The sequence below is a fragment of the Sphingomonas sp. 37zxx genome (assembly GCF_000786205.1).
Classification (GTDB): Bacteria; Pseudomonadota; Alphaproteobacteria; order Sphingomonadales; family Sphingomonadaceae; genus Sphingomonas.
This window is the reverse complement of record NZ_JROH01000010.1, coordinates 41,418-54,810: the sequence shown is the minus strand read 5'-3', so window position 1 is coordinate 54,810 and position 13,393 is coordinate 41,418. Positions and strand designations below refer to the sequence as shown.

Genomic DNA, 13,393 nt, shown 5'->3' with positions numbered 1-13,393 from the left:
GCCGTGATCGCGGTCTCGGGGGAAAGCATGGATAAGAAGCACTTTTATCGCGTGGGCAGCCATTCAAGCGCCTGGGACGATCTGCCTACAGACCCCGATAAACTGGACACCCTGATCAATAGTGCTCGAAAGCACATCGAGCCATGGCTCTCCGCTGTTTTCCAAGCCGAGCACCTCAATCTGCTTCTTGGCAGTGGGTTCACCACCGCGGTCGGTTACATCGCGGGTGTAGGGGCCACCGGAATGGCCAAGGTTACATTTGGCACGACGTATGACGCCGCCATCGACGCGCACGCCCAGGCCGGAGCGACGGCCATGAAAAGAGGTGTGGCAAACATCGAAGATCAGTTTCGAAGTGCGCTTGCTCTGCTGGACGGCCTCGGAGTCATCGACAAGGCGGCAGAGCAAACCCTCAAGGACGGCATTGATGCTCAGATGTCCGGCTTTCTCACTTCATTGTTGAAGACGGAAAGCGGGATCGTCGTTGGAAAGGGTCCGACATCGAAGGATGCTGCCCAAGGAGCTCTGCAATCATTCCTACTGAGTTTTGCGAGCCGTGCTGCGTCTCGCGAGCGTTTGCACGTCTTCACAACCAACTACGACCGCTTGATCGAACATGGTTGCGATTTTGCGGGTCTTCGGATCATCGACAGATTTGTCGGCGCTCTGAATCCGGTCTTTCGGGCATCGCGCGTTGAAGTTGACGTCCACTATAATCCACCCGGCATTCGAGGAGAGCCTCGGTTCATGGAGGGGGTCATTCGCCTGACCAAGCTCCACGGCTCACTGGACTGGTTTTTCGATAAGGACGAACGGCGGATATATCGCAAGGGTATCCCATTCGGGGCCCCTGCGGATCATACCGACATTCCCAAAAAGCCCGTCGATACGGTGATGATCTATCCCAATCCCGCGAAGGACGTCGAAACAACACAATATCCTTATGCGGAGCTGTTCCGCGATTTCGCAGCCGGGGCCTGCCGACCCAACGCGGTTGTCGTGACCTACGGCTATGGCTTCGGTGACGATCATGTGAATCGAGTACTGCTCGATATGCTCACCATCCCGTCAACCCATTTGGTGATCATGGCCTATGAGGCTGATGATCGCCTCAAAGCCTTCGTGGAAAAGACGCGAGATGCACAGGTCTCTCTGTTGATCGGTTCGCATTTTGCGGATCTTGAAACATTGGTCGCGAACTACCTGCCAAAGCCGGCGCTCGATTACATATCCGGCCGAATGACCGAACTGTTGAAGCATCGTCCGGGCGACCCTAAAGCCGGCGACCCACCTGCGGCGCCGCCTCCAGCGTCCTCAACCGGTGCGGTATGAGGCGATCATGACGACTCCAATCGAACGTTTGTCGGGTCTTGTGGTCGGTGTCGTCGAGTCGGTCGCGCCTGACGAAGTTAGGGTGCTTCTTGAGCTGGACGCTCCGCACTCCACGGCGTTGAACACCGGGGTGCCGGCCGGGTTTCCGCGCCTCAATGGGTATGTGCTCATACCCAATGAAGCCGGTGCGACGGTTGCCTACATCACCTGGATTGGGATCGAGCGCTCGCCTTATCCAAAGCGCGCTGGGCTCAAAGATTTCGGCCTGATCGATCTGCCGTTTCCGCTGCGGAAAATGTCGCTATCCCCGGTCGGAACGCTGACATCCCGGCGCGACCGTGCTTCGGGAGCGACCATATACGAACTCTCCCGTGGTGTAGTCGCATTTCCGTCAGTGGGAGACCAGGTTCTCATTCCGACGCCCTCCCAGGTCGAAGCCATCGTAGGCGCGAGGGACGACGATAAGAGAGTCAGAATTGGCTCCTCTCCGATGGCATCGAATGCTGCCATCATGGTCGATCCCGACAAGCTCTTCGGTCGACACTTGGCGGTGTTGGGGAACACCGGCAGCGGCAAATCATGCACCGTGGCGGGTCTAATCCGATGGTCTATAGCGGCGGCCGAGAAAGCCATCCAGGACGCCGGCAAGACCGGCGTGCCCAATGCGCGGTTCATTGTTCTCGATCCCAATGGTGAATACGCCAGGGCCTTCGCTGATCGGGGAGACGAACTGCGATTGTTTCGCGTTCCACCCGTGGCAGAAGGGGAGCGACCGCTCGACGTCCCCGCGTGGCTCTGGAGCGGGCACGAATGGACCGCAGTCGCGCATGCTCAGCCCGGCGCGCAACGGCCGCTGCTGATGCAGGGGCTGCGAGAGTTGAAGGCCGGCCAGACGGAGGGTGTGCCGAGAGAGGCGATGATCCGCCGCTACCTCGGTTCCTATTCGATCCGAATATCGGCGATGTTGAACACCGGCACACAGGCCTTCGCGGGTGCTGCAAGAGCGAGATTCGAATGTGCGCGGCTCCTTGAAACGATTGCTTCAGATTGCTCCCAGTTTGGCGGAGAGGCTTTGGATACGGCGAGTGAGGCCCTTGCTACAATTGCAACCACAATCACGGGAATTGTCGATAGCCGGCGATCAGGAAGCTACTTCAACGATTTTGCGATTTCCGACCTGGAAACGATCCGCAGCGCGCTGGACACGTTAGCTCAGACTCTACCGGATATCGGCCACGCAGCGCCCATCAGCGAGGACGCCCCGCAGTTTTTTGACGTCAACATTCTTGCCGAACACCTCGACCAGGTGGCAACCGAGCAAGGGGGGAATCTTGCGGGGTTTATCTCAACACTGGGACTCCGCATTCGCGGAATGCTCGCCGACCAGAGACTTGGCGCCGTAATTGGCCGTGATCCGCCGACTTCCTTCGAAACTTGGCTAAAGGACTACGTGGGCGACGATGGCGCAAGCAACGGACAGATCGCGGTTGTCGACCTATCTCTCGTCCCATCCGAAATCGTCCACATCGTTGTTTCCGTTTTAGCGCGGCTGATCTTCGAATCTCTTCAGAGGTATCGCCGCAGTCACCCGAAGGGCCAGACCTTGCCGACCGTCCTCGTTCTTGAGGAAGCGCACACATTCGTTCGGCGCGGCAAGGACGATGACGGCCCTGCCTCATCTCCGACTCAGCTCTGCCGCGAAGTGTTCGAGCGTATAGCCCGCGAGGGACGCAAGTTCGGGCTTGGGCTAGTGCTTTCGTCACAGCGCCCATCGGAGCTTTCTCCGACGGTGCTCGCCCAATGCAACACGTTTCTATTGCACCGCATCGTCAATGATGCAGACCAGAATCTCGTCGCGCGCCTGGTTCCCGATAATGTAGGCGGGTTGCTGCGCGAATTGCCAAGTTTGCCGTCCAGGCAGGCTATCCTCCTCGGCTGGGCCGCACCGATCCCGGTTCTGGTGGAGGTAGATGAATTGCCCGATGCGCAGCGGCCGCAGTCTGCGGACCCGGATTTCTGGAAGGTGTGGACGCTGGCTGAGGAGCGCGGCGTCGATTGGGACGCAATCTCGAAAGCGTGGTCGGGCGCTCCTCCGGTGCAAGAGCCGGAGGGGTAAGGGCAATGATTCGTGTTCTGCACACGGCTGATTGGCACGTCGGTCAAACACTGCGCGGGTTTTCGCGCGAGTATGAGCACCGTAAAGTTTTTGAGCGTCTCGAGGAGATCGTCGTTGAGCGGAATGTCGACGCACTCATAATCGCCGGCGACGTGTTTGACAGTCAGAACCCTTCCGGAGAAGCGCAACAGCTTTTCTACAATGCGCTTGTGCGGCTGAGCCGCGCGCAGCCACGAATGACAACCGTGATCGTCGCCGGTAATCATGATGCCGCTGGTCGGTTGGAAGCGCCACGGCCTTTGTTGGAGGCATTCAAGATCCGCGTCGTGGGAAATGTGCGGCGGCATGAAGGGGTGATCGAGGCGGCACGTCACCTCGTGCCGATCGCTGACGCCAGCGGTGCGGTGGCCGCGCACGTTTTGGCGGTTTCCTACCCGACTGCCGCGTGCCTTCCAAATTTGACCCGGCTGGATGGCGAGTCCGGCTCGCCCGTCATCGCCGGGGTGCGCAGTCTCTACGCGGAATTGCTCGACACGTTGCGGGGGCAGATGGACAGTTTGCCGTTTGTCCTTACAGGGCATCTCCATGTCGCGGGCGGTATCGAGTCGGAGGGTGCCGAGCGGAGAATCTTGGTCGGCGGTCAACACGCCGTGCCGCATGACGTATTCCCAACGGAAGCGAGCTACGTGGCGCTTGGTCATCTGCACAAGGCTCAGGCCATAGGCCGCGACAACGTTCGCTATTCGGGATCATTGATCCCCTTGTCGGCGACGGAGCAGCCATACGCTCATGGGGTCACGCTTGTGACCCTCGACGGCGCGCAGGTCACGTCTGAGCATATCCCGGTTGATCGGCCAGTTCCTTTCCTGCGCCTCCCAGAGGCCGGCGATATGCGTTTGACGGAACTTGGCGATTACCTGACGGCATTGGGTCTCCAGCCGGATTTGCCGATCACCGAGCGGCCATTTGTCCAGATCAGGCTTGCCCGCGACGGGCTGCCGCCCGGATTCAGGGAGGAGATCGACCGCATCGCCGGGAACTTTCCTGTGCGCATCGTCGATGCCCGTGTCGCCGCGATCCCCGGCGCGCTGAATGAGGCGGTCCTCACCGATCCTTTGATCCGGTTGGCGGAACGAGATCCAGAGGACTTGTTCAAGCTTGCGTTCGAGCGCGAGTTTGGCGCGGCGCCGAATGCTGCGCATTTGGATGTTTTCCACCGCGCGCGGGCGGAGGCTTGACCCATGCGCATCCTGGCCATCCGCGGCGAAAATCTGGCCAGTCTTGCGGCACCATTCGAAATCGATCTTGCGGCAGAGCCGCTTGCGGGTTCCGGCCTCTTTGCCATCACAGGCGAGACCGGTGCCGGGAAATCCACCATTCTCGATGCGCTATGCCTCGCGCTCTACGGCGAATATCCGCGCGTCTCCGTCGGTCGGCGCGAGAATGCTCCCGATCCCAGCGGCGAAGCGATGTCGATTCATGATGGCCGCGCGATCCTGCGCCGAGGCGCCGGCGGTGGATATGCCGAAGTAGATTTCGTCGGGCAGGATGGCGAGCGCTACCGCGTCCGCTGGGAGGCCAATCGCGCGCGCGGCCGGGCAAATGGGCGGCTCCAGAATGAACAACGCGCGCTGTACCGGCTTGACGACGGGAGCGCCGTGGCGACAGGCAAGACTCAGGTTCGCGACGCGGTAGAAGCGAGAACCGACCTTACATTCGATCAGTTCCGGCGAACGGTTCTCCTCGCTCAGGGCGAATTCGATGCCTTCCTTCTCGCTGCCGAGAGCGAGCGCGCGGAATTGCTTGAGAAGATCACAGGTACGGAAATCTACGCAATAATCTCGATCCGCGTCCATGAAGGCACAGAGGTTCGACGAAGGGCCGTCGAGCAGTTGGAGCAGCGCCGGAACGACATCGGCCTTCTCGATGACGACGCCAAGCAGGAGCTGCTGAACGAACAAAGCCAGCTTGCTGCTACCATCGCCCAGAAAGCCGCCGAGCGCGATCAACACAATAGGCGGCTCGATCATTACAAGCGTGTCGCTACCGCCAGAAGCGATCTCGCTCAGGCGGCGGCTCGAGCGGCGACGGCGCGTTCAGCGCGTGAGGCGGCCGCCGATGAGTACCGGTCGCTTGCCGAGTTCGATCTGGTCGAACCGCTACGCCCACTATCGGTCGATATGGACAATGCGCTGCGGGCTGCGGCGGAGGCCGAATCACGCCTCGGTGATTTGCTTGTTGCCCGTGAAGAAGCGCGGACGATCGACGAAACGGCTGCCACTCAACTGACGGATGCGACAACGGCCGACGAGGCCGCGGAAGACCTCTTCAAGCGCTGTGGGCCTCTCTGGAGCGAGGCCGAAAAGCTCGACGCGGAGCTGGCAACGGCCCGAATCGAGTTCATTGATGCGACGGAGAAATCGCAGCAGGCGGAAACGACGTTGCGATCTAGCGTGGACGCGCTGGCCGCGCTTGATCAGACTCTTGGCCAGGCCACAGAGTCGCTCGGCACAACAGCCGCCCAATTGAGAGATCAATCGGGTCGCGGTCTCCTTGCCGATCGCCTCGATGACGCGACGGTTCTGCTGGAGAAGCGGGTCAATCTCAAACAGAGCCGCGGCACGGCGGTATCCGGGGCGGCTGAGTCCGCGGAAGTAACGGCGCGTTTGGAAGGTGAAATAGCCGAGCTGTCGGAGAAGCTATCGGCGGATCGTGATCGGAGAGGCAGCCTTAGTCGCGACGTCAGTGAACGTCGAAGCAGTCTTGCCGCAATCGACGAGCCGACGCTCCATGAACGTGACACAGATCTCCAGCGCGCGCTTGAGGCTCTGCGTGAGGCGAGCGCCATCTGCGAACGGCATATCCGCGCATCGGCGGACCTAACGCGCGGGGAATCGGAACTCGCCATCGCGGCGCAGGAGGTGACGACGGCGACTAGCCAAATCGCCGGAGCCGAATTCGATCAACTCCGCGAACGGACTGCGCGCGCAGAAATCGTGCCTCTCGCGGAACTCGTCGATGAAACTGTCTCGTCTGAGGCCGTTCATCTGCGCAGCCTGCTGACCCCGAATTCGGCCTGCCCGGTATGCGGCAGCACAGACCATCCCCATCTTGCGCACCCCAGTGCGCTGAACGAGATGGTCGCTACGGTTCGCCGCCGTCGCGAAGAACTGGATACGGCGCTGGCTGCGATAAGCGAGCGTCTAGGCGTCGCCACGCGCGCACTCGCCGCCGCAGAGGTGCGCCGGGCAGAGGCGAACCGCGGAATCGATGTCGCGCGCGGCCAAGTTTCGGCTGCGGAGAGTGCCTATATCGAACAGAGGCCGATATTGAGCGATCTCTGTTCGAAGGCGAGAGTGGAGGGGAGTGTGCCCTTCGCGCCTGATAGCCAAGGCGCGTCCGAATTGGCGGCGCTTGCCTCGGCCGCGAAGGCGGAACGGATCACTATCGCTGGTCCACTTTCAGACGCCCAGCGTCTTCGGGCAGAGACTGATGGTTTGCAGCGGGAGCATGACGGGCTCGGTGGAGCAATCGAGTCGACCACCCAGGCCATCGATCAACGACGTTCTGAGCTGCACGCGGCGCAATTGAAAGCAAAGGAACACACGGTTCGGGAAGCTGCTCTTGCTGAGAGCCTCGGTTCCATCGACCGTGAGATCATGCCGTTTCTCGCTGCGGCAGGTCAAACCGTCGACGTACTCGATGCCGACCCCGCCGGCGTTGCCGTCAGGCTCGCAGTGGTCGGACAAGAGTACGATGCCCTGCGTAAGCAGGTTGGCGAGCTTGAAATGACGCTGCAGCGGCTGGCACCTGACCGCGCGGCGGCTGCCGCCTCGCTTGCGCATGTGCAGGCGCAGATGAAAGAAACCTCGACCCGTCTCAATCAACGTCGTTTGGTCGTCGATGAGAAGGCGCGCGTCCGAGCCGAACTCCTTGACGGCGAGGCGACGGCCACTCACCGGACAAGGATCAATGAAGCTCGCCGGACGGCCCGCGAAACGCTTGCCAAGGCGCGCGAGGCGAAATCGGCTTCCGCCGCCGCGTTCCAGTCGGCCGGCGCTCGTTGCGAGGAAGCCGCCTCTGGGTTGGAGACCGCAAAGAGCCGTCGCGCTTCAGCCGAGGTGGCATTAAACGCGGCCTGTCAGGATGTTGCTCGGTCGCCGGATCAGGTTTCTGCGCTGATTGCCACCGACCCGGCCGTGTGCAGAGCGCTGCGGACGCGAATTCAAGAGATCGAGCGGACTGTGAACGATGCGGACGCCGCGGTGCTGACGCGCCAGAATGACTTAGGCCGGGCGCTCGAAGGATTCGACGAGGCGACCGACGCGGAGGCGTTGACCGCCATCGTTGCTGTGCTGGCAACTGAAATCGGCGACTTGCATCAACGAACCGGTGTTCTCTCCGCCGCGCTCGCGCGAGACGACGGCGCGCGCCGCGCAGCCGCAAACCTATCTGCTGAAATCGACACAGCAAGGGTGGAACTCGCAATTTGGCAGGCGGTCGATGACGCTGTCGGCTCTGCCAGCGGCGATCGTTTCCGTCGCTTTGTACAGGGCATCACGCTCGATCACATGATCCAACTGGCGAATGATCACCTCAATGCGTTGAGTCCCCGCTATAGGCTCGCGCGGGGGACAGCGTCCGATCTCACATTGTATATCATCGATCGCGACATGGGCGACGAGGTCCGTGGGACCCGAAGCCTTTCAGGCGGAGAACGTTTCCTGGTCTCGTTGGCGCTCGCGCTAGCTCTGTCGGGCCTCGAAGGCCGGTCGTCCTTTGTCGATACCCTGTTCATCGACGAGGGCTTCGGATCGCTCGATGCCGACACGCTCGATTTGGCGGTAGATGCGCTGGAAACCTTACAGGGCCGAGGTCAAAAGGTTGGTGTCATCACTCATGTCGCCGCCATGATCGAGCGGATCGCCGTCCAGGTTCGCGTAGAAAAGCGCGGCGCGGGACGCTCGGAGATCCGAATTTCTGCCGGGACCGGAACGGCGTGGCCTGCGATCGGCACCGTGCAATAGACGCTGGCGTGGTTGACGGTATAATCAAGGGCCGGCGTGAAGCCTCTTTGGTCGTTCACGATTCGAAAATCGACCGATCGCTGTCGATAGTCCTCGAAATCGAGGAATTTTCGATCAGCCAAAATTCTTCAATGAAATCAGCAGCGTAAGTTTTTGACGGTCCAGCCGCCGGTAAACGGGACAGGTGAAAAATAATTTGTCCTGTAAAATCAACGCGCTATGATGCGTCCGAACAATCGAGTGGGAATGAGGGGTAGTAGAAACGGGGGCGTTCGGTGGTAAACGGCGGGCTCGACATCCAACTTCGGAGGGATAGATGCCGATAGGAAATGGGCGACCCTGATAGCTGCCGTGTCCGAGCCTTGCCGCTAATGGTTGTGTTCTGCAACAGGCCGGCTGCCGAGCTGCTGAACGCTCAGCTGGACCGCAACTGATCCGGCGCGTTCAAACACCAATGTCAGCGGGACGACGTCTCCTGCGACGAATGGTGCGTACAAGCCGGTGAACATCAGGTGCAGTCCGCCGGGTGCCATCACAATTTCGGTCTTCGCGGAAATGCTGAGTCTGTCCACCTCGCGCATGCGCGATACACTGTCGATCGTGGAGGAACGATGCAGCGTCACCTGCTCCGCCCACGGGCTGCTGGCCGAAATCAGACGATCCTCGACCGGCTGGTTGTTCAGAATGGTCATATAGCCGGCACCTGTACTCGCACCGCTTGGCATGGCGGGTGCCCACGGCTGGATGATGGCAACAGGTCCGCGCGCGCCCGGCTGACCTTCGTGATGCACGGGCTGCTCGTTCGCATCGTGCGGCGACAGATAGGTCGTGACGAAAGCGGTGGTCGCCATGATTGCCGAAAACAGCAAAAGCTCCAACAGGACCGTGCGTCGCAACCATGAACCGGCCGCCGGCTGCGAGACAAGACGCGGCGCGACGATCAGCTTGTTGAAGCCCGCCAGTGCGAGCAGTGCGAGTGTCAGGCCCAGCTTGGTCAGCAGTGCCCGATCATAGTCGCGTGCAAGATCGAACTGGAAGTCGAGGATCAACGCTGCGGTGGTCAGTGCAGCGAGTAGCAGAACAGCGACGATCCACACGGCCTGGCGGCTGAATAGGACGACCAGTTGCGGCAAAGATCTTTCCGGCAGTCTTCGCTTTGCGAGCAGCAGTGCCCACAGACCGCCGAGCCACCATGCAGCGGCAGCGACATGAAGTACCACCGTGGCGGAGGATACGACGCCGCGTGTCGCTGAATGACCGACCACGCCGAATGCGATTATGACAAGCAGCGCGCCGACGATTGCGATCGGGCGATGGGCGGTGAAGGCTAGCCAAAGCCCGCCCGCAAATTGCATCGCGAGGGCGAGCCCGAGTGGAGATAGGAAGATCGCACCTAGCGTTTCGGTATCTGCATCGCCGCCGAGCCGCAGGAAAAAGAGCAGCGCAGTGCCTGAAATCGCAGTTGCAAGCGGCAAGCCGGCCCAGCGGATCAACCGGTCCAGGGAGGGTATGGGCATGGGCAAGCCGCGCGCCAGCGTCGACCGCGCAAGCGTGGTCCCGGCCGCGGTCAGCGCGGCCGCATAGCCCAAGCCCTTGATGACGGCCGCAAGGGCTTCTAACATGCGTTATGCCGGTGCGTGCAGCACGACGATGATGCTGCCTTCGATCACGTGGCCATCGCGGGATAGGGCTCGCCAGCGTATCTCGTTGCGACCGCGCACGAAGCCGGGCTTTTGCGCAGTAAAGGTCACTCCGCTGCCAGTTGGCCCGAATGGCAAGCGTCGTTCGCCCGTCGCCGTGACGACGACAAGCGATGTCAGCCGCGATGGCTCGATAAAGTTCAGCACGAGCGTCGGCGGCGATTGCGTCAGGACACTTCCGCTGGCCGGATTGGAACTCTTGAGCGCCGTATGGGCGAACGCCGATGAAAACGGCGTCGACAGCATCAACATGGCGGCGATTGCGTAGCGTGCACCGGTCATTTGGGTTTCTCCGTCTTGAGCCAAGGATCGCTGAACCGCGGATCGGTCAGGAACCGCTCGTCGGTCAGCGAGGTCAGGAAAGCGATCAAGTCCGCGCGTTCCGCTTTGGTAATGCTGAACCCCGGCACGAACGAGCTTTTGAGCGGATTGGTTCGGCCGACACCGGCATTAGGGCCGGACGCGATCGTGCGCCCACCCGCTGCGTAATGGTCGATGACCTCATCCAGCGTGGCGATCGATCCGTCATGCATATAAGGTGCCGTGACCGTGACGTTTCGCAGGCTGGGCGTTCGGAAACGACCCATGTCCTCGGGCCGTCCGGTGATCTCGGCGATGCCGAAATTGGGGGCGGGATAGCCGCCCTTGCCGTCGATATTGTAGAGGCCCGTGTTGTGGAAGGCGACCTCGCCAGCCTTGTTGCGTTCGTGCAGCACCGTGTCGGCGAAATTGATACCGTTGTGGCAGTGATGGCATTCGAGCCGCTCGGAGAAGAACAGCGCCTCACCACGGATCGCGCTTTCCGGGATCGCATCGACATCGCCTTCATAGCGATATCGGTCATTGGGCGAGCGCAGCGAGATCAGCGATCGCTGGAACGCCGCCAGTGCGCGCACCACCGTTGCTAGTGAAATCTCGCCCCTCGCTTCGGGGAAGGCTTCGACGAACAGCTTGCCGTAGACCGGCTCTGCGGCGAGCCGGCGGATCATCTCGCCTTCCTTGCCGGCCAGGCCCAGTTCGACCGGTTCCTGCCCGATCAGCGGAACGAGCGCCTGCTGCTCGAGATGTTTTAGCAGCGGATTACCCCAGGTCAGGACCGGGAAATAGGCGACATTGGCAAGCGACATAGCGTTGCGGGGCGTCATCTGGCCGGTGACGCCGGGTGATGTCGCGCGGCCATCGGTAAAGGCCAATGCCTGTTGATGGCAGCTTGCACACGCCATCGATCCGTCGAGCGACAGTCGCTTGTCGTAGAACAGGTGCCGACCAAGCTCGACCTTCGCCACCGTTGTCCGGTTGGCAGCGGGCTCCAAAGGCTTTGGTGCCCAGCCGGGCAGTCCGAAATCATAGGCGCTGGCGACCAGCGCATCGATCGGCCCCAGACCGGTCGCGCGCTGCTGGGCGTGGGAGACGCTGAACGCCAGAATCAGTGCCGACACCAGCAGGGCAAGATGCGATATCCGTCGCATCGTTAATCGGCCCGCACCCACTTCTGTCCGCCCGAGGCCTTTCCTTCCCAGGCAAGCCCCAGTCGGTCAAAGATTGCGCCGCAATCGCCATCGCCGGGAAACGACATGCAGCCCGATGCCGATTTCGGCGCGTTCACGGTGATGTCGGTGCCCGCCAGCAGCGCGCCGATGTCAAGAACGACCACGGATCTTGCCGGATCGAACCCGCTTAGCCGGTAGGTCGGGCGATTGGCGTTGGCACAAGCGATCTTCGGTGCGGCCATGGGCGGACCGTCGGCGCATTCGGTGCTCCCCAGATGAATGGAAAAGCCGGTCGCGGCACTGGGTCCGCCCGCACCGCCGCTGGTTTCCATATCGACGCCGGTGAACTTGTAGCCGATCCGCCACGGCCAGGTCATGCCGGTGACGTTGAGCGGCGATGCCGCGAGCGTCGGATCCTGATGATTGATCGCTTGCGGTACGCCAATTTCGAATACAACGCCGCGATAATCGCCCTTGGGCACGGTTCCGCGGACCGCCATGTTGGTGCCCGCGCTGCCGTTGCAGTTGCCGGTGCGGTCCTCGAAGTCCAGGAGCGTCACTTGATCGTTCTGCCACTGGTCATCGGGGATCAGGGTGACCGGCACCTCTCCCCCGCGCGCGTCGATCAGCCGCACCGCCGACACATAGAAGCGGATGTCCTGAAACCGCAGCCCCGCCTTGGACGTGCCAACGCCGGCATAGGCCTGTCCGCAGCGTGCCGACGCGGCGCCGACTCGCGCATCGAAGCGGATTTCAACAGGCTGGGCCTGCTGCGCCAGTGCAGGGGCAGCGAGGCCCAGGCTCACCGCTGTCATAGCGGCCATGAGGACAGGTCGCATTTGAAGTCTCCTGAAGTTGTTGAGGCTGGTCACAATGATATCCCGAGCCGCTTGCCCGCTGCCTCAGCCGCGCCGCGGGCCTGCGACTGCATCCACGGCGTCGCTTCGCGAATGGCAGCCGCGATTTGCGGTGCCTGCGCGGGCGTGCCGCTCTGGAACGGCGGCTCTGGGGCGTATTCCATGATGAGCTGGACGCGCTTAGCCGCGTCTTCGCCGCGCAGTTTCGCGGCAAGCGTCAGGCCAAGGTCGATGCCGGCGGTGACGCCGCCGCAGGTCATGCGGTTGCGGTCGATCACCACGCGCTTGTCGACATGGCGCGCGCCCATCAACGGCAGCAGGTGCGAGATCGTCCAGGTGGCATTGGCGTCATAGCTCTTGAGCAGCCCGGCCGCAGCAATCGTCAGTCCACCAGTGCAGATGCTCGTCACCCACTTCGCGCGCGATCCGCGATCGGCGAGGAAGGTCATCACCTCGGGATCGTTCATGCACGCCACCGAACCCAGCATGCCGCCTGGCACCATCAGCACGTCGAGATCGCGGGGACACTCGACGAAGGTCTGCGTGGCAGTGATCGGCAAACCAAGCTCTGTCACGACGGGTACCTTGTCCTTCCAGACGAGGTTGATCCGGCAGCGCAGAATGTTGAGCGCGGTCATCGGCCCGATCAGGTCGAGCATCACCATGCGTGGGTGGATCAGGATGGCGACCACCGGCGCGTCCGGCGGGGTCGCCATCGGATCGCGGGCACCCGGCGAAACGGCGGGCGGCGTCTGCGCATCGGCAAGCGCCGGCAGGCCGATGCCCGCGACTCCGGCGAGCGCAAGCAAAGTGCGACGATCTAGTTCGGTAATCGGGCGTCTCCAAAGCGATAGGCGAGGCTGAACGTCGC

At 61.8% G+C, this 13,393-nt stretch carries 9 protein-coding genes; 4 read left to right on the top strand and 5 right to left on the bottom strand.

What is annotated here, in order from left to right; translation table 11 throughout:
• Positions 1 to 3 precede the first annotated feature (3 nt).
• From QU44_RS06455 to QU44_RS06440, 4 genes are read left to right on the top strand one after another with little or no spacing between them, the layout of a single operon-like run.
• Entirely contained in the window at positions 4 to 1,332 is a 1,329-nt protein-coding gene (locus QU44_RS06455; protein ID WP_197054263.1) for an SIR2 family protein, read from the top strand.
• A gap of 7 nt (positions 1,333 to 1,339) precedes the next feature.
• Positions 1,340 to 3,448 (top strand): ATP-binding protein, encoded by a 2,109-nt coding sequence (locus QU44_RS06450; protein WP_033921162.1) that lies wholly within the window; start codon positions 1,340 to 1,342, stop codon positions 3,446 to 3,448.
• Between the two features lie 5 nt (positions 3,449 to 3,453).
• Positions 3,454 to 4,686, top strand: a complete 1,233-nt coding sequence (locus QU44_RS06445) for an exonuclease SbcCD subunit D (protein WP_033921160.1) — start codon at positions 3,454 to 3,456, stop codon at positions 4,684 to 4,686.
• Between the two features lie 3 nt (positions 4,687 to 4,689).
• Positions 4,690 to 8,475, top strand: coding sequence for an AAA family ATPase (locus tag QU44_RS06440; RefSeq protein WP_033921033.1), 3,786 nt, complete (start codon positions 4,690 to 4,692; stop codon positions 8,473 to 8,475).
• Between the two features lie 368 nt (positions 8,476 to 8,843).
• Here QU44_RS06440 and QU44_RS17395 read toward each other — a convergent pair whose 3' ends face one another.
• From QU44_RS17395 to QU44_RS18475, 5 genes are read right to left on the bottom strand one after another with little or no spacing between them, the layout of a single operon-like run.
• Positions 8,844 to 10,097, bottom strand: coding sequence for a copper chaperone PCu(A)C (locus QU44_RS17395; RefSeq protein ID WP_052134396.1), 1,254 nt, complete (start codon positions 10,095 to 10,097; stop codon positions 8,844 to 8,846).
• Between the two features lie 3 nt (positions 10,098 to 10,100).
• Positions 10,101 to 10,457 (bottom strand): copper resistance CopC family protein, encoded by a 357-nt coding sequence (locus QU44_RS06430; RefSeq protein ID WP_033921032.1) that lies wholly within the window; start codon positions 10,455 to 10,457, stop codon positions 10,101 to 10,103.
• Positions 10,454 to 11,644, bottom strand: coding sequence for a methanobactin export MATE transporter MbnM (locus QU44_RS06425; RefSeq protein WP_033921030.1), 1,191 nt, complete (start codon positions 11,642 to 11,644; stop codon positions 10,454 to 10,456). Before QU44_RS06425 ends, QU44_RS06430 begins: the two co-directional genes overlap by 4 nt.
• A gap of 2 nt (positions 11,645 to 11,646) precedes the next feature.
• Complete coding sequence (locus tag QU44_RS06420) at positions 11,647 to 12,537, bottom strand: MbnP family copper-binding protein (protein WP_156140996.1); 891 nt, start codon at positions 12,535 to 12,537, stop codon at positions 11,647 to 11,649.
• Positions 12,534 to 13,160, bottom strand: a complete 627-nt coding sequence (locus tag QU44_RS18475; protein WP_231621643.1) for a DJ-1/PfpI family protein — start codon at positions 13,158 to 13,160, stop codon at positions 12,534 to 12,536. The genes QU44_RS06420 and QU44_RS18475 overlap by 4 nt, the downstream gene beginning before the upstream one ends.
• Positions 13,161 to 13,393 lie beyond the last annotated feature (233 nt).